This is a genomic window from Pararhizobium sp. O133 (genome assembly GCF_051669845.1).
In the GTDB taxonomy this organism is placed as follows: domain Bacteria; phylum Pseudomonadota; class Alphaproteobacteria; order Rhizobiales; family Rhizobiaceae; genus Pararhizobium.
This window is the reverse complement of record NZ_CP196430.1, coordinates 23,671-45,521: the sequence shown is the minus strand read 5'-3', so window position 1 is coordinate 45,521 and position 21,851 is coordinate 23,671. Positions and strand designations below refer to the sequence as shown.

Annotated in this window: 19 protein-coding genes and 2 pseudogenes; 9 read left to right on the top strand and 12 right to left on the bottom strand. The window is 57.1% G+C overall.

Going from position 1 to position 21,851, the window contains the following annotated elements; all coding sequences use genetic code 11:
- The first annotated feature begins 114 nt into the window (after positions 1–114).
- Positions 115–804, top strand: a complete 690-nt coding sequence (locus tag ACST81_RS27365) for a hypothetical protein (protein ID WP_438754913.1) — start codon at positions 115–117, stop codon at positions 802–804.
- A 108-nt stretch (positions 805–912) separates the two neighbouring features.
- Positions 913–1,884, top strand: coding sequence for an alpha/beta fold hydrolase (locus ACST81_RS27360; RefSeq protein ID WP_438754911.1), 972 nt, complete (start codon positions 913–915; stop codon positions 1,882–1,884).
- A 240-nt stretch (positions 1,885–2,124) separates the two neighbouring features.
- Here the strand turns inward: ACST81_RS27360 and ACST81_RS27355 are convergent, their stop codons facing one another.
- From ACST81_RS27355 to ACST81_RS27345, 3 genes are all read right to left on the bottom strand, one after another.
- Positions 2,125–2,886 (bottom strand): SDR family oxidoreductase, encoded by a 762-nt coding sequence (locus ACST81_RS27355; protein WP_438754909.1) that lies wholly within the window; start codon positions 2,884–2,886, stop codon positions 2,125–2,127.
- Positions 2,887–2,956: 70 nt separating this feature from the next.
- A complete protein-coding gene (locus tag ACST81_RS27350) occupies positions 2,957–3,436 on the bottom strand; it encodes a carboxymuconolactone decarboxylase family protein (RefSeq protein WP_438754908.1) in 480 nt (159 codons plus the stop codon).
- Between the two features lie 285 nt (positions 3,437–3,721).
- Positions 3,722–4,360, bottom strand: a complete 639-nt coding sequence (locus tag ACST81_RS27345) for a response regulator transcription factor (RefSeq protein WP_438754906.1) — start codon at positions 4,358–4,360, stop codon at positions 3,722–3,724.
- Positions 4,361–4,745: 385 nt separating this feature from the next.
- Between ACST81_RS27345 and ACST81_RS27340 the strand changes: the two genes are divergently transcribed.
- Positions 4,746–5,498 carry an SDR family oxidoreductase gene (locus ACST81_RS27340; RefSeq protein ID WP_438754904.1) on the top strand — a complete coding sequence of 251 codons (753 nt, stop codon included), beginning with the start codon at positions 4,746–4,748 and terminating at the stop codon, positions 5,496–5,498.
- A 53-nt stretch (positions 5,499–5,551) separates the two neighbouring features.
- On the opposite strand, the gene ACST81_RS27335 is transcribed toward ACST81_RS27340, so the two are convergent.
- The 6 genes and pseudogenes from ACST81_RS27335 to ACST81_RS27310 all read right to left on the bottom strand — a co-directional run bounded on the left by ACST81_RS27335 (position 5,552) and on the right by ACST81_RS27310 (position 10,777).
- Positions 5,552–5,992: a hypothetical protein gene (locus ACST81_RS27335; protein WP_438754902.1), complete on the bottom strand. Its 441-nt coding sequence runs from the start codon at positions 5,990–5,992 to the stop codon at positions 5,552–5,554.
- A 137-nt stretch (positions 5,993–6,129) separates the two neighbouring features.
- Positions 6,130–6,501 carry a response regulator transcription factor gene (locus ACST81_RS27330; protein ID WP_438754900.1) on the bottom strand — a complete coding sequence of 124 codons (372 nt, stop codon included), beginning with the start codon at positions 6,499–6,501 and terminating at the stop codon, positions 6,130–6,132.
- Between the two features lie 62 nt (positions 6,502–6,563).
- Positions 6,564–7,217: a response regulator transcription factor gene (locus ACST81_RS27325; protein ID WP_438754898.1), complete on the bottom strand. Its 654-nt coding sequence runs from the start codon at positions 7,215–7,217 to the stop codon at positions 6,564–6,566.
- A gap of 137 nt (positions 7,218–7,354) precedes the next feature.
- Positions 7,355–8,137, bottom strand: a pseudogene (locus tag ACST81_RS27320) (alpha/beta fold hydrolase).
- 260 nt (positions 8,138–8,397) lie between these two features.
- On the bottom strand, positions 8,398–9,141 hold the full coding sequence (locus ACST81_RS27315) for an SDR family NAD(P)-dependent oxidoreductase (protein WP_438754968.1): 744 nt from the start codon (positions 9,139–9,141) through the stop codon (positions 8,398–8,400).
- Between the two features lie 139 nt (positions 9,142–9,280).
- Positions 9,281–10,777: a catalase gene (locus ACST81_RS27310; RefSeq protein ID WP_438754967.1), complete on the bottom strand. Its 1,497-nt coding sequence runs from the start codon at positions 10,775–10,777 to the stop codon at positions 9,281–9,283.
- 235 nt (positions 10,778–11,012) lie between these two features.
- Between ACST81_RS27310 and ACST81_RS27305 the strand changes: the two genes are divergently transcribed.
- Positions 11,013–11,447 carry an EF-hand domain-containing protein gene (locus tag ACST81_RS27305; RefSeq protein WP_438754896.1) on the top strand — a complete coding sequence of 145 codons (435 nt, stop codon included), beginning with the start codon at positions 11,013–11,015 and terminating at the stop codon, positions 11,445–11,447.
- Positions 11,448–11,516: 69 nt separating this feature from the next.
- On the opposite strand, the pseudogene ACST81_RS27300 reads toward ACST81_RS27305, so the two are convergent.
- Positions 11,517–13,415 (bottom strand): annotated as a pseudogene (locus tag ACST81_RS27300) (PAS domain-containing protein); the annotation flags it as partial.
- 314 nt (positions 13,416–13,729) lie between these two features.
- Here ACST81_RS27300 and ACST81_RS27295 point away from each other — a divergent pair.
- Entirely contained in the window at positions 13,730–14,566 is an 837-nt protein-coding gene (locus ACST81_RS27295; RefSeq protein ID WP_438754894.1) for an SDR family oxidoreductase, read from the top strand.
- Positions 14,567–15,032: 466 nt separating this feature from the next.
- Here ACST81_RS27295 and ACST81_RS27290 read toward each other — a convergent pair whose 3' ends face one another.
- Positions 15,033–15,482 (bottom strand): hypothetical protein, encoded by a 450-nt coding sequence (locus tag ACST81_RS27290; protein WP_438754892.1) that lies wholly within the window; start codon positions 15,480–15,482, stop codon positions 15,033–15,035.
- Between the two features lie 192 nt (positions 15,483–15,674).
- Between ACST81_RS27290 and ACST81_RS27285 the strand changes: the two genes are divergently transcribed.
- Positions 15,675–16,094, top strand: coding sequence for a hypothetical protein (locus ACST81_RS27285; RefSeq protein ID WP_438754890.1), 420 nt, complete (start codon positions 15,675–15,677; stop codon positions 16,092–16,094).
- Between the two features lie 642 nt (positions 16,095–16,736).
- Positions 16,737–18,350 (top strand): MFS transporter, encoded by a 1,614-nt coding sequence (locus tag ACST81_RS27280; protein ID WP_438754889.1) that lies wholly within the window; start codon positions 16,737–16,739, stop codon positions 18,348–18,350.
- Here ACST81_RS27280 and ACST81_RS27275 read toward each other — a convergent pair.
- On the bottom strand, positions 18,347–19,246 hold the full coding sequence (locus ACST81_RS27275) for a LysR family transcriptional regulator (protein ID WP_438754887.1): 900 nt from the start codon (positions 19,244–19,246) through the stop codon (positions 18,347–18,349). The genes ACST81_RS27280 and ACST81_RS27275 overlap by 4 nt on opposite strands.
- A gap of 132 nt (positions 19,247–19,378) precedes the next feature.
- Between ACST81_RS27275 and ACST81_RS27270 the strand changes: the two genes are divergently transcribed.
- A complete protein-coding gene (locus ACST81_RS27270; protein WP_438754885.1) occupies positions 19,379–20,536 on the top strand; it encodes an HlyD family secretion protein in 1,158 nt (385 codons plus the stop codon).
- A gap of 114 nt (positions 20,537–20,650) precedes the next feature.
- Positions 20,651–21,769, top strand: coding sequence for an adenylate/guanylate cyclase domain-containing protein (locus ACST81_RS27265; RefSeq protein WP_438754965.1), 1,119 nt, complete (start codon positions 20,651–20,653; stop codon positions 21,767–21,769).
- Positions 21,770–21,851: the final 82 nt, after the last annotated feature.

Sequence of the window (21,851 nt, the reverse complement as noted above, 5' to 3'; positions counted from 1 at the left end):
AATATTGTCGTTTATGACGTTAACTCAAATGAACGCGCATTCTCGGTGTAGCGGCCCAAACCTCCGTATAGCTTCAGCAGCAACAAACATCCTCCTAACGTCCGCAGACGCGCGATGACCAAACTCGGCACATTACACGAAGTGGATACCGGGATGCCTGCCACGTCATATACGGACTACCTACGTGGCCTCAGAACGCTCCTTGACCGGGTTCGCGACAAGCCGTTCGAATACAGAAACGCCCTGATCGAGATGGCGATCTACCGGAACGGTTACGGCTACAGGAGCCGTGAATTGCTCAGCGGCGGGCGGCTTGTTTCCGAATACCACGCCGGTCCGCTCAACGCTCAAAACTGGCTGCCTGACAATAAAAGAATTGGCCGAACCGAGATTGAAGGGTTCTTCAACCTGCCCGAGATTTATGCTTATTCCGATAACGCTTTAGCAGTTCAGCAGAGCCCGCTGTCAACAGCGCACTGGAATGCGACGGTCGGATTATTCGATGTGCTCATATGTGAGCGCAACAGCACACCCAGAAGACAACGGATGCTGTTTGCAGGCTTTGCCGACAAAATCCACGCCGAGTTCTTCCTCGCAACCGACCATGACCTGATCGTGCATGATCATAGCACCGGCGCCCAGCTGTTTGAATGGCGAACGGACGAGCCGAACCAGATGCTACCCCAGGACGCTTGGGGCGAGCCCGGGACAGACGATCGACACTCCCCACGCCTGCTGATCACAACGGACTTCAGAGCTGCCAAGTTGGCCACCAAGGCCATATCGAGCGAAACCAACGTATAGTTTCCCTTGATAATACAAATTGTTAGCCTGAATCGCTACACCGCCGCCAGCACCATTTCCTGGCCCGGGTTAGCGCGTTTTCCAATTTCTCGTTTCAGGAGATCCAAAATGATTCTGCATTCCATTGCCTCCACGCGGAGGAATATGATGGCGGGGACGATGACCCTTGCAGCGACGGCCGCTGCCATGGGTGCCAAGACGGCAGAAGCCGCGACCAAGCAGACGGCGACGAGCGGCGCTTCCGGTAAAACCGGGCGCGTTACTGCAAAAGACGGCACGGTGATTTTCTACAAGGACTGGGGTCCGAAGGACGGCGAGCCGATCGTCTTCCATCACGGCTGGCCGTTGAGCAGCGACGATTGGGACAACCAGATGCTCTTCTTCCTGTCGAAGGGCTACCGGGTGGTTGCCCATGACCGCCGTGGCCATGGCCGCTCGGGCCAGGTCAGCGAGGGACACGACATGGACCACTATGCGTCAGACGTTGCCGCAGTGGTGGAACATCTCGACTTGCGCAACGCCGTGCATGTCGGACATTCGACGGGCGGCGGCGAGGCAACCCGTTACACGGCGAAACACGGCAAGGGTCGGGTTTCCAAACTCGTGCTGATTGGCGCCGTGCCGCCGATTATGATCAAGACTGCAGAAAATCCGGGCGGATTGCCTGTCGATATCTTCGACGGCTTTCGTGCAGCTTTGGCAGCAAACAGGTCCCAGTTCTACTACGATGTCGCCAGCGGACCGTTCTACGGCTTCAACCGCGATGGCGTTAAGGTCTCGGAGGCGATGATCCAGAATTGGTGGCGGCAAGGCATGACCGGTGCGGCGAATGCTCACTATCTCGGTATCAAGGCATTTTCCGAAACCGACTTTACCGAAGACCTGAAATCCATCGAGGTGCCGACCCTCGTATTGCACGGTGACGACGATCAGGTCGTTCCGGTTGCCGATTCCGCCGTGCTTTCCGCAAAGCTCCTGAAGAACGCAACCCTCAAGATTTACAAGGGTCTGCCGCACGGCATGGCGACAACCCATGCCGACATTATCAACGCGGACATTCTCAACTTCATCGAAGGCTGAGCATGATTAGAGGATGCCCGCGCCGGGCATCCTCTTTTTGGCGCGATGCGCGGCCGGTTTTCGTGCAAATGTTGCTTCATGGGAAAAAATGCAGAACGATCCCCTCGGCGGCCGGGATCAGAGACCCAAATGGCTGAACGACGGTAGGCAAAAGAAGAGGAGACCGCAGCACCTGCGATCCCCTCCGTCGATAATCTCCGATATCGACCCACATTCGCTGGTCCAGCGAATTTCGAACGCCTAGCGCGGCGGCGGCGGCGTGGCGGTCTTGACCCATTCGGAATAGGCCGTCTTGCCAACCCGCACGCCGATACCTGGCATAAGGGTCTTATCATCGAGCAATGCGCCGAAATACTTCGTCTTGTCATCCACGACAATCTCACGACGATCGCCGATCTGGCGCAGGTACTTTTCAACCGCGTTCGAAATGCGGATAGGTTCCGGGCCGGCAATCTCGACGAGTCCGTTGACCGGAGCGCCCAACACCAGATCGGCAAGCGCCTCTGCCACGTCATCCGAGAAGATCGGCTGCATCATCGCAGGCGAGAGATGGACCTTATCGCCCTGAGCACCGGATTGAGCGATACCGAACATGAACTCGAAAAACTGCGTGGAGTGAACCAGCGTGTAAGGAATCTTTGCTTCCTTGATAAGCTTCTCCTGAGCCAGCTTGGCCCGAAAGTAACCGCTGTCCTGAAGGCGATCCGTGCCGACAACGGAGAGTGCAACGTGATGCTTGGTGCCGGCGGCAGCCTCGGCAGCCAACAGGTTGCGGCCCGATGTCTGGAAGAACTCCATCACTGCCTTGTCTTCGAACGAAGGGGAGTTGGCGACATCGACGACAACCTGCGCCCCGGCAAGCGCTTCCGCCAACCCTTCGCCCGTGATCGTATTCACGCCCGATGCAGGCGACGCGGCGATGACATCATGGCCCTTGGCCTGGAGGCGCGTCACAAGCTTCGAACCGATCAGGCCGGTTCCCCCGATAACGACGATTTTCATGTCTTGCTCCTTTTGTATTGGCAATATCGCTGGAGGGCCGCGCCGATAGATATCGACGCAGCTCCCATGATCAGTTCAGGCCGGCTTTATCGAGACCGAGCATCGCATCCGATGAACCGGGAACGGTTTTGAAGCCGGCGTTGACGCGGGTCCAGGCGTTCGCGGCCATGACCACGAACGTCAGGTCCGAGATTTCCTTCTCGCTCAATTGCGTGCGCACCCGCTCGTAGATGTCGTCAGCAACGCCGAGTTCCGGCAATCTGGTCAGCACTTCCGCCCAGGCGAGTGCGGCGCGCTCCCGCGGCGCAAAAAGGGTCGATTCGCGCCACGATGCGAGATGGTAGAGACGCAGATCGCGCTCGCCGTGGATCTTCGCCTGCTTGATGTGCATGTCGAGGCAGAACGTGCAATTGTTGATCTGCGCAATGCGCACGTTGACCAGATCGCGAATGGACTCTTCAACCGCGTTCTCCTTGGTGGCCGCGACGAATTCAACGAATCTCTTCGTGATATCCGCGGATTCCTTCGCGAAATTAATGCGCTGTGTCATTGTTTCATTCCTAACTGAGTGAAGAGCCATGACCTTTGAAGGCCTTCCCCAACCCTAGGCGAATATCGCTCGTGGAATAGATAAACGTAGGTTTGGGGGCGCTTGCGCGGGCCGCGATCGGGGCTGGTTGACTCGACAAAACGCGGCTCGAACGCATCGCTTCATTCCCTGAGGGCGTCAGGGTTTGGCAAGGAAGGGGCGTGGCCTCGAGGTTCCGTGAACGCGACGATCTTCAGCCGTTCGGCACAAAGTCTGCCGTCGAAATAAAGCGGGTATGAGCAGCAATCAGCCTCTTGGCAGTTGCTCGGCCTTTCGAACCAGGTCAGCCAGAGATCGGCTCTGCATTTTCCGCATGACGCTCATGCGGTGAATTTTGACCGTCATCTCGCTGATGCCGAGCTGGTAGGCAACCTGCTTGTTCATCAGCCCGCTCACCACCGCCAGCATCACTTCCTGTTCGCGAGGGGTCAACGTATCGGCCAATACTCTGATGCGATCGAGTTCCGCATCGGTTTTCCGCCGTTCTCCGTCCAGCCTGATGGCGTGATCGACGGCTTGCAGCAGATCCTGATTGGCGAACGGCTTGGTAATGAAGTCGGTTGCACCAGCCTTCATGGCCCTCACGCTGGTCGGTATGTCCGCATAGGCCGTCAGGAAGATAACCGGCAGCCTGCTGCCGATCGAGATAAGCTGCTTTTGCAGGTCCAGGCCAGTCACGCCCGGCATTCTCAAATCGACAACGACGCATCCGGCTACACTGGTATCCGCGAACTGCAAAAATTCCGAACCGCTGGAGAAAGCGGAAGCGCGTTTCTTCGTGACAAGGAACAGGTCCAGAAGAGCTTCGCGCAATTCCTCGTCGTCATCGACGACATAGATGATCGGGTCCGCTGCCATTTCCGCATTAACCGGAACGTGTTGCATGGTGTAGCCTCGGTCAGAAATTCAGCGGCGTTACGATGCCCAACCCGGAAGCTGAACATTGAAGCCGCTTTGATATTGCTTATCACGAGGCAGTTCCACCGAAGCTGGTGACAACGCCCTAACTCTCACTCTTGTACTATGCTCAGCATACCATGGTTTAGGTTCGGGGAGATCATAAACCATCGTTTAGGTTCCCCGCCGAATTCGATTGCCACCTGAGCTGCGATTTCGTCGGAAAACCGCGCTCCAGCGTCGTAGCAGGCAACATCCAAAGGTTTTGCGCCTGCTGGAAATGCTCTGCCGGGGTCAACCCAACACTTGGTTTAGTCGAACAATGCGAAGAACGGCCTAAAATCGCAACGATCAATATTGGATGGAGAATGCGATGAAGGTGGTGGTTGTCGGCGCGAGCGGCCTGATGGGTTCGAAGATAGTTCGCGGGCTGGAGCGCGACGGGCAGGAGGTTGTAGAAGCCTCGACAAAGACCGGCGTGAACGTTTTGACGGGCGAAGGACTGACGGAGGCTCTGATCGGCGCAGACGTGCTGATCGACGTGACGAATTCAGGCTCATTCGGCGAGGGAAATGCGCTGGAGTTCTTCAAGCAGTCGGGAAAAAACCTTATCGCCGCAGCGAAGGCGTCCGGCGTCGGGCACTACATGGTGCTTTCCGTGCTGGGCACCGAACATCTGGTCGAAAACGACTATTTCCGTGCGAAGCTCGTGCAGGAAAACCTGGTCCGCGCATCCGGGCTACGTCATACCATCATCAGATCCGCCCAGTTCTTCGAGTTTTTCCACGGAATCGTCAATGAGGCGTCGGATGAAAGTGTGCTCCGCCTACCGGTGCTGGCGCTTCAGCCTGTCGCCGCGGACGAGGCCGCAGGCTGGATCGTCAAGTTGACCGGAGATGCGCCCCGGAATGTGACCGTTCAGATCGGAGGACCGGAGCCGGTGCAACTCGCCGATCTGGCGCACGAACTGCTGACGGCTACGGAAGATAACAGGGGCGTGATGTCCGACGCGGACACGCCCTACTTCGGCGTCAACCTTGCCATAGACAGTCTTCTGCCCGCCGGGGATGCCATATCCGGCAGGCTGACTTTCCACGAGTGGCTTTCCAGAACGGTTTACGCTTGATATTCACCACGCAGATCTATGCGAGGGCGACGAATGCGTCCCTCGCTGCCCGGTCAGATGCCGACCGGTGCGGCAGGCGCGGAGATGGGAGCACGCTGTCTTTGGCTGCATGCCCAAGCGGTCGCCGCAATGCCGAAAATTGCAGGGAGGCTGACTGCAGGAAAATCGCGGACGATGGCGGATGCGGAGCAGATCCCGACGGCCACCTCCCACAAATGAAACGCCCCATGTGCAATCAGCCAGAGGGTTGCTGCGGCCCACAGCTCGATCCGCCTATCCACGCGGTAGAGACCGATAGCGAAGGCGGCGGCGACAAATCCCTGGATTATCCCGATATCGCGGATGAAGTGCTGATTGAAGAAACCCGTGTCGGTGACGCCAGGGACGAAATAGTACCATCCCTCCGGATCATAGAGCATATGGATCGATAACCAGCCTGCCAGCACTATGTTGAACCATACCATGGCGAGCACAAGATATTTGGTTGCCTTCATTTCAGTCTCCTACGTTTGACTGACATGAAGGCTAACACCGCCTATTCCTCAGCACCTCCCAAACGAAGGTTTAGTGATGTCAAGCGGCATAGACAGCGCCTGCGGAAACCGTTCGTGCTGGACGATCGTGAACCCTGTCAGGTTACGGCTTTGCGGACGCAGGCGATGAGATCACGACTTGCCAGGGGCTTGGCCAGGAATGCCATCGCGCCGCCGGACAAGGCGCGATCTTCCATTCTCGTGTCTGCGTAGGAGGTCATGATCAGGACCGGCGGACAATCCGGCTTCGCCCGCAGAATACGGAGCATATCGATACCCGACATGCCGGTCATCCTGACATCAGCCAATATGCAATCCACCGGCTGCGAGCCGAATTGGGCCAGGAACTCCTCCGCGGAAGCATAGAGATAGCTTTCGAAGCCCTCCGTCTCCAGCAAGTCCTGAAGGGACTCCCTCAGGTTTCGGTCATCGTCAACAATGGCAATTGTTTTTCTTGTTGCTGCCGGCATGTCCTGAGCGAACTCTTTCCCGGAAAACGTCAGTTGCGCTGACTGGCACAGGGTCGTTTACCCTATCGATCATATTCGAAGTGCTTGTAAAGCAAATTCACCTTCTTGACCAATTCCGCAACCGAGGCCGCCTGCATCTTTTTCATCATTCGACTGCGGTGAAGCTTTATCATCATTTCGCTGACCGACAGCTCATGCGCGATCTGCTTGCCGAGGTATCCCCTGACGACGTAGCTCATGACTTCTTGTTCGCGCGGCGTGAGTGTTTTCGCACAGGTGACCGTAGCGAGGGTTTCGGCGGCCTGTGCACGCCTTTCCGCATTTCGCAGAACAGCCCTCTCCGTCGCCTGAATGATTTCGTTTCGATCCAGCGGCTTCAGAAGGAAATCGCTTGCCCCTCTCTTCATTGCCTGCACGGACATGGGAACGGTGGCTCTCCCGGTCATGAAGACGATGGGGAGCATGCTCCTGACAGTTTCTATGTGTTTTTGAATATCGAGGCCGCCGATTCCGGGCATATGGATGTCGAGAAGAATACATCCGGCCTGGTCGAGATCAGCCCGCTCCAGGAAATCGCCGCCAGCTTCATAGCAGACGGCAGGCATTTCAAGGGATTCGAAGAGATCCATCAGAGACGAGCGAATGGCAGAATCGTCGTCGACGATACAAATCGTCGGATGGTCCAATTCACGCTGAGAACCAGCCTCAGATTGCATATCTCGCTCCCGGCCGCACCATAACGCGAGTGATCGCGGCCAGATTCGATCATAACACTGCAAAAACGCGCCCATACCTATACGAAGGTTTTACTGGGCGCGGATTTCGCTGCGGGAGGCGCCGTTCGCGCCTCACATCATTTTGTGGCTGCCGCAGCTTCTTCGATCAACGTTGTGACCTCGATGGGGTGGGAAATCATGACGACGTGGGAAGCGCCCTATATCGCAACGGTTCCCCGCGCCTTCGCCCGTTCCGCCATCCATGCAAGCGTCAGCGGCGGAATATTCTTGTCGGCATCGCCATAGACGAACCACGAGGGGATAGCCTTCCAGGCCGCGTTCCGTGCTGGTTCCGCAAGCGCTGCGTCGGTAATCGGCCGTTGCGCCACAGCCATCAATCGTGCCGCTGCCAAGGGCACATCGGCGGCGAATTGTTCCGGGAATTTGCTCTGGTCGATGTAGAGGTCGTGCACCCCATTCTCTAGGGCGACGGGCGACGCCAGCGTCGGCGCAAGGGTACTTCCCGGATTCTTGCCCGAAAGCGTGGCGGCGGATTCGCCTGGTTCCGGTGCGAAGGCGGCTACAAAAACGAGAGCCTTCACATTGCCGACACCGGCCGCCGCCTCGCTGATAACCGAGCCGCCATAGGAATGCCCGACCAATATGACAGATGTCTTCAGTCCCTTGAGGACACGCCCGACATATTCCCCATCGGATTTCACACCCCGCAGAGGATTAGCGACGGCCAGAACGGGATAACCGTCTTTCTCAAGACGCGACACGACTTCATTCCAGCTGGACGAATCCGCGAAGGCGCCGTGAACGAAGACGATCGTCGGTTTCGATGTTGCCGCAGAGACGGGCATGAGCGAAACCGCATACAATGCTGCAGATGCTGCAAACTTCACGAGTTTACGCATGGGACATCCTTCTTATCCTGAAACAAAAAACCTGCTTTTGCCACCTGGACGTTAACATTGTCCGGAAAAAACAGACGCGACCTCATCAAAAAACCGCAGCTCAATCTCGGCGACCGACGAGCGGCAAGCAACCCAAACATTGGTTTGGTCGAACGCGGGCACCTGCGCATTTTTCGACGGCCGGCGAAATAAAATTACGGATGTTAAAACTCAGCCGGCGATTGCGGTCGCGCCGGCTGAGGTATCGGAATTGGCATCGATTAGACCAGCGACATTCCACCGTCCACATGCAATTCTACACCATTCACAAAATCATTTGATGCGAGAAGGAGTGCTGCTCGCGCGAGCTCGTCCGGGCGCCCATAACGCCCTGCGGGGATGGTGTTTGCCATATGCGCGTCGAGAGCGGGGCGATCCGCTTCGGTGATGCCCAGTTTACCGAGAATCTCCGTCTCCACGGGGCCGGGGCTCAGGATGTTCACACGAATACGCCGTTCCTTGAATTCAATCGCCCAGTTTCGGGCGAAAGCGGCAAGAGCAGCCTTGGAACCCGCATACAGGGTATGCTGCGGAAGAACCTTCGTCGCGGCAAGGGAGCTTGTGACGATGATATTGCCACCGTCACGGATCAGCGGCGCCATTGCCTGTACACCGAAGAACACCCCGCGGCTGTTTACGGCAAAATGCTGGTCGTACTCCTGCGGCTTGACGTTATCGGAACCCGTGAGATTAATAATTCCGGCATTTGCCATGTAGACGTCGAGGGCGCCGAAGCGATTTCGGATTTCTTTCGCCAGACGGTCATGAAAGTCGATGTCGGCAACGTCTCCACTGAACCCGCTTGCGCCGGCACCGATCTCCCTGACGGCGTTATCGACGACATCCGGCCGTCTTCCGGTGATGATGACCTGCGCACCCTCCTGCACGAAAAGCTGGGCCGTTGCCTTACCGATCCCGCTGTTGCCGCCGGTGATGACGGCGACCTTGCCTTTTAGAGAACTCATTTTTCCAAACTCCGTTTCGATATGCAGGAAATAGTCGCAGGGCGCGGCGCAGATTAGCGAGTGGTGCGGAACAACACGTATTCCCCGAACTGCCCAATCCATGAAGGTTGACGGCCTCGAACGCGGCCGAGCGGTGCGGTTACGTTGAAAGCCCCGAGCAAATCTCGCCGCAAGGGCCTGTGCATGTCTCACACGGATTGTTTTCCAGCCCCAAAGCACGCCCCAGGCGATCTCCATAGTCGCGATCCGCACGGCGGCAATGGGCGACGTGCCGGGATCGCACCTCGCGGGAAACACCCACCATCGCTCTCGCCGTATTGCAGATAAGCGCCGTCTTCTGATCCTCGGTCATCAGCCGGTAGAGATTGCCCGGCTGTTCGAAATGATCCTCATCGACCCGATGATCAAAACGGCCGGCAGGTCCATCCAGGCTGAGCATCGGTTCCCTGAAATCCGACTGATCATCCCATGCGCCAGCGGAATTCGGCACATAACTTCTGGTCGCCCCGTGGTTGCCATCGATCCTCATTGCGCCGTCGCGGTGATAGGAATGGACCGAACATCGGGGGGCATTCACCGGTATCTGGTGATGGTTGACGCCCAGCCGGTACCGCGCGGCGTCGCCATAGGAAAACAGCCGCGCCTGCAACATCCTGTCGGGTGAAAACCCGATACCCGGAACGATATTCGCCGGAGAGAATGATGCTTGTTCGACTTCCGCAAAGAAGTTTTCAGGATTGCGGTTGAGCTCCAGCTCGCCGACCTCGATCAGTGGATACTCGGCGTGGGGCCACACCTTGGTCAGGTCGAATGGATTGTGCTTGTGAGACATTGCCGCTGCCTCGGACATCACTTGGATGTACATCGTCCATTTCGGATACTCACGGCGCTCGATAGCGTCGAACAGATCACGCTGATGGCTTTCCCGATCCCGGCCGATAAGATCGGCAGCCTCGGCATCGGTGAGGCTCGATATTCCTTGCTGGCTTTTCAAGGTGAACTTGATCCAGTGCCGCTCATTTCCGGCATTGATCATGCTGTAGGTGTGGCTTCCGAAGCCGTGCATATGCCGGAACGATAGCGGGACTCCGCGATCAGACATGACGATCGTCACCTGATGGAGCGCTTCCGGAAGCAGCGTCCAGAAATCCCAGTTATTTTCCGCACTGCGCATCCCCGTCCGCGGATCGCGCTTGACTGCATGATTGAGATCGGGAAACCGCAGTGGATCGCGAAAGAAGAAAACGGGCGTGTTGTTTCCGACCAGGTCCCAATTGCCCTGCTCGGTGTAGAATTTGATCGCGAACCCTCGGATATCGCGCTCGGCATCGGCAGCTCCGCGCTCACCCGCCACTGTTGAAAAACGAATGAAAACCGGCGTTTCCTTGCCGATCTCGGCGAACACCGCAGCCTTCGAATATGTGCGGATGTCAGCTGTGACCTTGAACGTACCGTAAGCACCGGCACCTTTGGCGTGCATCCTACGCTCCGGGATCACCTCACGATCAAGATGGGCAAGCTTTTCGATGAGCCAGATATCCTGAAGCAGGGCGGGACCTCTCGGGCCGGCTGTCTCGATATTGAAATTATCGGGTACGGGTGCGCCTGCTGCGGTCGTCAACTTGTTGTTTGTCATGGTCTCACCGGTAAATTCATACCGCGCCACTAGGCCATGGGTCACCACCAGCAGATAGCTATACTGTCGTTCTAAAACAACCGCGCCTATCCATAGCCTCTCCCGGAAGGGCTTTCCCGTTAAATGGTTTCAACTGTAACGAAAGTCTCTCAAACGCCTCTCAGGCAAGTTTGAGGCAAGGCCTCGAAACCACCCTTGCGCCATCCGCCACAACCAGCAAGGGAAACCCGCTTTCATGAAAATCGGATCAGATAGCTCTCTTTATGCCTTGATCGCCCAGACCCGCCGGAACGCTCCGTCCGTTACTGACGAAAAAATGGCTATGGGAAATACTCCAGTCCCCAAGGCTCCCACTGTTCGCAGCGATCAGGAACTCATTGCGGAATTTCATGCCCGCATGTCGAAGCAAGCACTCGATTGGGCGGATACAGATCAGGACGGGAAAGTCACCAAGGCAGAATTCATGGATGGGCAGGCCCGCCTTGCAGAACTCAACGGCCAGCCACACGACACGGCCTATAGCGAAAGCAAATGGGCAAAGCTCGATGTCGGCGGCAAAGGCTGGGTTTCCGGGGACGAACTCGATGAAGGTCTGGGGAAAATCTTCCCGGTAAAGGTGGGCCATCTGGATTCCGGATACGCGGAACGCCTTCGCACACGCCAATCCTGACGCGCACCCAACGAGCCGCCGCCGGGTCACTACGCGGCGGCTATTGATGCGGTGTACCCTGCAGCATCCCTACGCAATCAGGGCGCTGGTTGTTGGCAATGAAAATGTGAATTTCGATCCTGCGAAGTCGTTTTTCTCAACCCATAGCTGACCACCATGCGCCTCGACGATGGAGCGTGATATGGCAAGGCCCATTCCCATACCCTTCTCCTTGGTGGTAAAGAAAGGTTCGAATATGCGGTCAGGAAACTGCACGCCTGCCCCCCTGTCGCCGACTTCGGTGTACACTTCGTCACCGACACTGAAGACTCTGATTTTCAGCAAACGCTCGAATGGAACCGTCGACATCGCATCCAGACCGTTGCGAACCAAATTCATGAGCACTTGCTGGATTTGAACGCGATCGAACGGCATCAGCTGGAGATCGTTTTCGACCTCCACTTCCAGTACGGCCCCGTATCGCGAAGCTTCGGCTGCCACGAAATCGCGAACCTCGGCGATAACGCCGTCGAGCGTGGTTGCATCGCGAACGTCGAGCGATTGCTGGAAGAGGGCACGCACCCGCCTGACAACATCGGCAGCGGAGTTTGCGCTCTGAATGATACGCTCCGCTGATTTGGCCGCGCGAAACAGATTGGGCGGATCGGCCTGAAGCCAGCGAAGGCAGGCATTCGTCGAGTTTATGACGGCCGACAGAGGCTGGTTCACTTCATGGGCGATGGAAGCCGACAGCTCTGCAAGGCTTGCAGCCTGACTGGCGTGCGCCAATGCTTCCTGGGCCAGTCGCAGGTTCTCCTCGGCCTTCACCTCTCCGTCGATATCGAGGCAAATCACATTCCATTGAATGATCCTGCCATCGCCATCCCGCATCGGCTTGGCTCGCGTTTCCACCCAGCGATACTCGCCATCGAAACGGCGAAGCCGGTGCCGGCGCGCATACGGTTCGCCGGTGCGAAGCGATAGTGCGTAGTGCTCCTTGACACCCGCCACGTCGTCCGGATGAACGCCAGCATCGAGAGTGCCGTTCAACCTCGATTTGTCCTGCCCGTCGAGCGCATCGAGATCGTAGCCCAGGAATTCCCTGAGTTGTTGGCCGCGAAAGATCGGCTCACCGTCCGGCGCCGCGCAGTCGATCATTGCCGGCAATGTTTCGACAAGCTGCCAAACCGCACGCTCCCGCTCCTTCAAAACATCCTCGGCCTTCATTTGATCTTCGATATCGTAGAGCACGCCGTACCATTGACGGATTTCGCCGCTATCGTCGCGATAAGGCTCCGACCGCCCTTCAAACCATATATAGACCCCATCCGATCGTCGCATGCGGTATCGCTTGGCGAAAGGCTCGCCTGTCTGCCGGCAATGGGAAAAACACGCGCGCACCGAAGTAAGATCATCAGGATGAATGAGGTCCTGATAGGCCAGGCCTTGTCGTGTTGCCTCCGTCGGATGGCAATCTTCGATTTCCATCCCCGCGAAGTCCCGCAGGCGTTGGTTGATCCCGATTGGGTTGCCTTGCGGGTCCGAACACCAGATATTGGCGGGCACGGTATCGACCAACCTGCGGAGTCGACTTTCGCTATCGTGCAACGCATGCAGCGCCCGCACCTCGTCGTCGACATCGATAGCAACGAGCAGCCACTGGATGACGTATCCCGCCCTGTTCCTGATCGGCTCTCCGCGCACATCGATCCAGCGATAAACGGAATCCGCGCGGCGTAGCCGATACCGCATCGAATATGGATGGCCCGTCGCCAGCGATCGCACTGTTTCCTTGAACACGGCAATATCGTCCGGGTGCACCAATGAATGGAGGAACGTACCCAGTCGGGTATGATCCGGATGATCCAGGTCCGACAGGTCCGACAAGCCGCAGAAATCGAGAAGACGCCGGTTAAAATAGGTCGGCTCCCCCTCGGGCGATATCCGGACGACATAAACCGGCAGGAGTTCGACCAGCTTCATGATTTCGTCGAGTTCACCGCTGCATCCGGCCAGCTGCCGCCTGGAAATGAGGAGCTGCGCGATGGCAGCACCTGCTACAGCGACGGAGATGACGAACAGGGAGACGAAGGTTTCGGGCATCATTGAAAATGGCTCCGCATCGTAGGCTGGGGAGAGCGATCCGCCTGCCCGCTTTTTTTTCGAGGCCCACGGAAACCAATCGGTGGCTGGAAGCAAGACAGGTGAACTTGGACGCTGCGTCCGAGAAGCCGGCCTTTCGGCGATCACCCTCCGTACCTAGCTAGCGGCGAGATAAGTCCCACATCTCAAGGAGTGCCAAAGTGACAAAAACGTGGCTGGTAACAGGGTGTGCAAGCGGTCTCGGGCGGGCGCTTGCGGAATTGGTTCTCACACGAGGAGACAGTCTGGTCGCCACATCCCGCGATATCTCCCGCCTGCAGGACCTCAAGGCCCGGTTCGATAAACGCGTCGAACTCTATGAGCTGGACGTCAAATCCCCCATCGCATGTCAGGGCGCAATCGACCGGGCTATCGAGGTGTTCGGCAGGCTCGATGTCCTCGTCAACAATACGGGGTACGCGCAGGTTGGCCCCTTCGAACAAACCTCCGTGGACGATTTCAACACCGAAATCGAAACCAATTTCTTCAGCGTGGTGAATACTACGCGCGCCGCACTTCCCCTGTTGCGAAAGCAGCGTTCCGGCTATGTGATCAATATTTCCTCGTCCGCCGGGCGGATTGCCGCGGCCGGAACGGTGGCCTACTGCGCGGCGAAGTTTGCGGTGAGCGGATTCTCGGAGGCGCTGGCGAAGGAAGTCGGAGCTTTCGGCGTGAAGGTTATCTCGATTGAGCCCGGTAGCCTGCGCACCAATTGGACGTCCGCCGCGCTCGCGACAACCCCGGCACTTGAACCCGATTACGAGCCCATACTTGGCCCCAACATACAGTTCGGAAAAACGATCGTCGGACGGGAGCCGGGCGATCCAGGCAAGTGCGCCGCCGTGATCTACGATCTCTCAAGAACGGATGAGTTGCCACATCACCTTATCCTCGGCTCCGACGCGATGAAGCGCATCGAAGCCGGTGAACGCGAACGCTCGTTGGACGCGGAGAAATGGCGGTCCGTGAGCGAACGCACCGATTTTCACAGCCAATGAGCCATCTGGTAGCCGCACGCACAAGCGAGCGGTCGATACGGGCGCAGGAACCATAGGGGTTGAACAAAAAGAAGGGCCGTCTTTGGCGGAAAGACGGCCCCTTCAAAGCGGATAAGGTATCCGCGAACCTCGGCTGGCGGGGAAAACCGAGGCTACAGTCAAGTCAGTATCGCCGGGAGGGGAAAGCGATATCGACAATCAGATATTACGCTGTTCTTGGATCGGCGAAAATTATACATTGGTTTGTCCCTGTAAGACGTTGGCCGACATCCGGTTCTTGCCGGGATCATGTTTTGCGGGTCGGGTATCGTAAGCGTGTCCGGGCCGATCCGGGTTCTTCAAAGCATCCTTTTCTCCACGGATAACCGCCGGATGCGGCAATCCGCCCACGATACGATGCGGCCCTGGATGGAGATGTTTGCCGAGGCTCCTTCTCCGCGCGCGGTCTGTAGTGAGGGAGGCGGGCCTAGCTCTCGAAGGGAGCGTTCATGACGAGATCGACGGAAGACGGCCCACCATATCCCGGCACATACCGCATCCCGAAATCACGCAGGAAGTTGTCGTAGGTTGTTTCCGGCGCGGTCTCGACCATATGGCAAAAGCAGCCAGTCATTTTCTTCTTCATGCCCAGTCTCGGATAGGCGTCCGTGATCGCCTTTCTCATCGCCGCGGAGAGAAGACCATATTGAAACCCGACGACATCAAGACAGATGCCGGCCGTGCAAAGGGCAACCTCAGGCTCCTTGTATAAACCGATCGACGGGGTCGAATTGAGTGCGACGCTATCCCAGATCAATTGGGCGCGGCTGCGGCTTACACCCGCATCCAACGCAAACGTGCGAGCGATATCGGCCCCCTCGACCTCGAAACGACGGGGGCCTCGGAATGTGGTGTTGAGGGTGACATCATGCAGCAATGTTCCAAGCGCGACGATCTCGCCGTCATGTTCGATATTCTGGATTGCAGCCAGACTGACAGCAAATAACCATGACCTGTGTTGCTTCCCAAGAATAGTTCATATTCCGCAAACCGGCTAACGAACACATCAATTCGCTCCTATCTTGAGCTGGAAAGAATGTAGGCGCTACGCCATGTTTAGGAGCTAAAAATGACCATTGTTAACGATCAGGAAATCGTAGCGTTCATCGAGAAACTTGCCGAAACTGGGAGCAATTATCGGATGGACGAAATGGAAGATCTTTACACAGATGACCTCGGGTTTTTGGTGCTTGCCGTCGATGGAGGCATTAAGCGGTTCTCGAAGTCAGAGATGTTCGAAGAATTTCGATCGCGGCGTGACGCCGGTGAGAAAGCCTTGTCGACCGAGAAGCGGATTCTTCATATCGAGAAACAAGGCAGCGATGCAACCGCTATCCTTTATCGCCGCATGAGCGACCGCGCTGCGCCGGCATTCTATGAACTCAGGTTAAAACGTGTCTCTGGCTCGTGGAAGGTTGCTGGAGAAACCGTGCTACCTTGGCCCGAGCTTGACACGATAACGGGTTTTCTCCCTCCGCGTGAACACTGAGTTTTATCGAACAGATGCTGCGAGAGCAGCTTGTTCCTCCACCTGCGTGACAAAGAATATTTTCTGCAGCGCTGTGGCTTCTCACCGAAAGGAACAGGAACCGAGCGTTCAGATATCTCAAAGCCATCGCATGGCTAGGGACGGAGGGTACTTGTGCCTTCCGCCTCTGACAGCACCGGATGGATATTTTGCAAACCGTAGAACGCTGCTCGAAAGTGTTCCAAAGCCACTATTTGTACCTTCGTAGCTTTTTCGTTTATCGATGATCCTGTCAATCCTGCGTCGCTTATGCCCCAACTCTTGAAGGGATACGAACCTGAGGCCCCGAGAAATAGCTCGAAATGGCCTGTCAGCAGGCTATCCGCTCACTGAACAAAAGTAAAAAAAGGCGGGTAGCACCGCCTGGGCCGGTCCACGTCCGCTATTGGCTCGCGCGACTATTTCCTTGACCACTGAGGGCAAGCGCAAACCAAACCCAGTTTCCACCGCACCAAACGCGCGATCGATGGGTTTCCCGATTTGACCTTAAACCCGGACTTTAAAATCCTCCCACGATTGACCAGCTTATCAAGTGTGCTGAGCTGCGGCATTTTTCTCCTGCTTCTGTTGAAAGCAACAAGCGCTATTTGATCGTCTCGCGCCATGGAAAATGTTATGAACACCGCTCTGAACGTCACGCGCCACCAAACAGACGCCGCAGGTCTCTGCCTGATCGTGGGAGCGTCCCTGGCTGCCCTGACCGAGGCAATCTCGGGAACGGCCCTTTCGTTCGCACGCCTCGATATGATGGGTGACGTTGCAGCGACATCCGACGAGTTTGCCAGAATGGATTTCGGCTATACGGCCGCAAAGCTCATCGGGTTCGTCATGACTGCTTGGCTTTCGGGACGTTTCACCCTCGGCTCCTCCCTCGTTACGGCAACGGTCACAATGACAACCGCATCGGGGCTTGCCGCCCTCACCGATGATCTGAACACCTTTTTTGCGCTGCGCCTTCTCCAAGGCTTCTCGGGCGGCGTTCTCCTGGTGAGTGCCCAGTCATTGCTCCTGAAATCATTCCCATGGCCGCAGCAGCCGCTCATCCAGAGTGTCTTTGCGGTCGCCGCCGTGGTCGCCCCCGCCACGCTCGTTCCTTACGTACACGGCTGGCTGCTGGACAGTCATTCCTGGACATGGATATTCTTGGGCATCGTCCCGATCGGCATGATGGCTCTCGCTTTCCTGATCTTGGGTCCTTCGCCTGAGGATGAGGCGTCGAAGCGCATTGGAATGAACTGGCCGTCGCTTGTTTTGTTTGTGATCGCCGCATCTTCACTGACCTACGTGTTGAACCAGGGTAATCGTTGGGACTGGTTCGAAGAACCCACCATTCTCCTGCTCGCTATGGTCGGTATCGTTGCACTTGCCGGCGTCCTCGCCTGCCAGTTCCTTGGAAACCGGGATCACCGCCTGCTGGACTTCTCGGTGTTTATGAACGGTGGTTTCAGCTTCGGTTTTCTGGCCAGCTTCGCAGCAGGTTTCGCCCTGCTTGGCAGCAGCTACCTGATCCCCTCTTTCGCCATTTCGGTTCTTCGAATGACGCCGACGGAGGCCGGAGCGCTCCTCCTGCCGAGCACGGCCGCCTTCATCACCACACTCTTCGCCACCGCCTTTGCCGTTCGACGTGGTGTGCCACCGCCGCTCACCATTCCGCTCGGCATCCTCGGTCTCATGCTGTCAATGTGGATGCTGTCCGGCTCGACCAGTGGAAGCGGTATCCCGGATATGCTGCCGGGTGTCCTGGTTCGGGGATGTGCGCTTGGATTTCTGTTCCTGTCGATCACGCTGATCACGATGTTCGGGTTGAAAGGACCGGCAGTCGTTGTCGCTGTCGCCCTTTTCAACGTCGGCCGGCAAACCGGAGGTCTCGTGGGCATTTCGTTTCTGCAGACATTCCTGGAGAACCAAACCGCCCAGAACCGCGCCGTCCTCGCGGCCTATATCACACCCGGTCGCCCGGAAGTTATCGACCGTCTGTCCGGTGTCACACGGTATCTCTCGACCCATGGTCTGGAATATGGGGCGGGGAAGGCATCTGCATTGCTCATCGGCAAGTCCGTCGCGGTGCAGTCGACAACAATCGCCTTTAATTCCGCCTTCGTCTCTGTGGCCCTATTTTTCCTGGGAGCAGCACCTATCCTGATTGTTTCGAAGATCATTATCGGAAAGGTGATCTCAAAACGCCTTCAGACACCGGGTAAGACGGTGATAGTTTAGGCCATCCATTTCCGATGCTCGACGAAACGTTCGGCCAGTAGATCGATGAACAACCTGACTTTTGTCGGAAGCTGACTTCTTTCCGGAAACAGCGCATCGATAGAAAATTCCACGCCACGATAATCGGGCATGTTCGACACGAGACGGCCGGCTTTTAGATCGTCAAAAACCAGAAAGCTCGGCGCGAGGAACATGCCGTGTCCGGCGAGCGCCATCTCTCTTAAAGTCTGGGGGCTGTTCGAAACGAGGTTGCCCTGGACTTTCACGCTTTCCTCGACGCCCGCAAGGCTCTCAAAATGCCATGACGGCCCAAAGGCGTAGTATGAATATTGCAGGCAGTTATGGTTTGCCAGATCACTCGGACGTTCCGGCGCCGGATGTGATTTGAGATAGTCAGGCGAGCAGACGACAAAGTGCCGCCATGGTGTCAGTTTGCGCGCGATCAATCTGGAATCCTTAAGCGTCGTCCGGATGACGAGATCATAGCCCTCTTCAATCATGTCGATCATTCGCTCGCCGATATCCAGCTCGATCATCACTGAAGGGTATTCCCGCATGTACTCGCTGATGAGCGGCACGAGAAACGGCGCAATCGCCGTGTTCGTGTACAACTTAAGCGTTCCCCGTGGCGTGGACACCAACGCGCTGGCAAACTGATCTGCCTCCTCAAGGTCGGCAAGAATCTGCGAGGACCGTTCAAAGTAGAACTTTCCGGTTTCGGTGAGGCTTACCTTTCGCGTCGTCCGGTTGAGTAACCGAACACCAAGACGATCTTCCAGAGACTGCACGTGATTGGCCACCATCGTCGTTGACATGTTTAGCCGCCTCCCGGCTGCAGAAAAACCCCCACATTCAACGACTTGTCCAAAGACCGCCAGGCTCGTCAGCCGATCCATGCTTCTCTCCGATTATGTAGCTAGACTTTACGATCCTCACACAATTTCCGAGATTATCATATCAGACGTTAAGGCGCATTCTCATTTCACAGACACAACGCTCCCCGTTGGACAGGAACGAAGGAAATGGAAATGGCCGAACCAGCCCGCAACCCGCTGTTCGAAATCGTCGAGACACCTTCCGCCAAAATCCAGGATGAACCACCGGTTTCCACATCGGTCTCGACCGGTGGGAAGGGCAAGCGTACCATCAAGCGCGGCGTGCTCGCGCTTCTTCTGCTTGCCGGTTCTGCCTATTCCGCCGATTACGGATACCACTATTGGACGGTTGGCCGCTTTACCGAGACCACCGACAATGCCTACGTCAAAGCCGACTTTACCGCCATCGCCCCGAAGGTTTCCGGCTATATCAGGGAAGTTCTCGTCCAAGATAATGAGACAGTGAAGCAGGGACAGGTTTTGGCGCGCATAGACGACCGGGATTTCCAGGCGGCATTGTCGCAGGCCAAAGCCGACGTCAAGGCAGGCGACGCCGCGATCGCCAATATCGATGCCCAGATCGCCCTTCAGGTATCTCTCATCGCTCAAGCCACGGCCGCCCTGAATGCCTCGAAAGCATCTTTCAAATACGCGCATTCGGAAGCTGCCCGTGCGGCGGTGCTCATCGCCACTGGGGCAGGCAGCCAATCCCGCGTGGAACAAAGCCATTCCCTCCGAGAGCAGGCTTCGGCGGCCGTCGAGCGCGATGAGGCGGGTCTCGTTGCCGCACGCAACAAGGTTCCGGTGCTGCAGACCCAGCGGGACCAGGCTGTCGCGCAGCGTGACAGGGCCGCTGCAGGCCTCAGGCAAGCCGAGCTGAACCTGTCCTACACGCAGATCGTTTCAGCCGTAAACGGTACGGTCGGGGCAAGGTCGATCCGTGTCGGCCAGTTTGTCGCCGCCGGAACCCAGCTCATGGCGGTCGTGCCGCTGGACGCCGTGTATGTGGTGGCGAATTACAAGGAAACACAGCTTGCTCAGGTGCGTCCCGGCCAACCTGCAGCGATCGAAGTCGATGGTTTGCCGGGGGTGGCGATCAAGGGCCACGTAGACAGCATCTCGCCCGCGAGCGGCCTCGATTTCTCGCTGCTTCCGCCGGACAACGCCACGGGCAACTTTACCAAGATCGTCCAGCGCATACCCGTAAAGATCATCATCGACGACGTCGGATACATGGGGTCGTTGCGATCCGGCATGTCCGTCGAATCCACGATCGACACCAAGGAGGATGTCGAGACGTCATCGCAGTGAAGCTCGGAACGAGCCTTCCACATCGCCATTCGCATGAACCTCGCGGTTGCGATCGCAACAGGAGTCGCCGTGACCCGCCCTTACTCTCCATCAACGCATGCCAATGAATTCTTGATGTTGATCGAATGGCTGTCGGGCGACGAATGCCACGCGGTTGATGACGCTGGGCTTGTCTCCGCTCTCGGCAAGAAGCTCCGTGTGCTTGGTTTGCCGCTGGATCGGATAACACTTCACCTCACGACGCTTCATCCTGACCTCGTTGGAAGAACGCTTGCCTGGGGGCCTGGTGAACCCGTGGAGATCCACGACCGCGACCGAACGGGCTGGCTTCTTTTTGCCGACGGCCCAATCGGCCGAGTGATGAAAAGCCACGAGCCACTCGTTCTCAGGAAAACGACGGCGGACGAGGACAAGTGGCAGCACATCGACATCTTTGCAGGCCGATCGCTCAAGCAACTGATCATAGCGCCCCTGTGCAACGCCGATGGCCCGGTCAGCGTCGTGGCATTCGCCACCCGCAGTGAAGGGGGTTTCGGTCCCCGCAAGCAGCAATTGCTGGAGCGTATCCTTCCGGCACTTCGAACCGCATGCGAGCTTCGTGTGTTACGACAGGCGGAATTGTCGCTGCTGGACACCTACATCGGCCACATGACCGCCCAGCGCATTCTCGCCGGCCGCATCAGGCAGGGCGAAGTCGAAACAATTGAGGCGGCACTTCTCCTGTGCGATCTGCGCGACTTTACCGAACTGTCGAATGCTCTCGAGGCAAGCACGGTTCTCGAAATCCTGAACGGTTATTTCGAAATTGCTGTACCGGCTATTACCGCGAACGGCGGCGAAGTCCTGAAATTCATGGGCGACGCCGTGCTGGCATTTTTTCCCGGTCACTCAGCCAAGTCTTGTTGCGAGGCGGCGTTGCGCAGCGCACTCGAAATCCTCAACAACCTTTCAAGAACCAGTCTTCAAGGGGTCGAGTTGCATGCGGGCATCGCGCTCCATTATGGCGAAGTCAGCTATGGAAATATCGGCTCCGGGCGCCGTCTCGATTTTACCCTGATCGGTCCTGACGTGAATATGCTCAGCCGAATCCAAGGTACGTGCGGGGAATTGAAGCTTCCCTTGCTGATGTCCCGAAAGTTTAGCGAAGCCGTGGAGACGGGTACCGATCTCGTCGGAAGCTATCGCCTCAAGGGCTTCCACGATCCGGTTGAATTGTTCAGTTGTTCGTCGTGATGTGAAAGACTGAGATGAAGGTGCGTGCAGCTCAAGCTTTTGCACCTAGATCTTGGACAGATGTGAACCCACGACCTGCCAA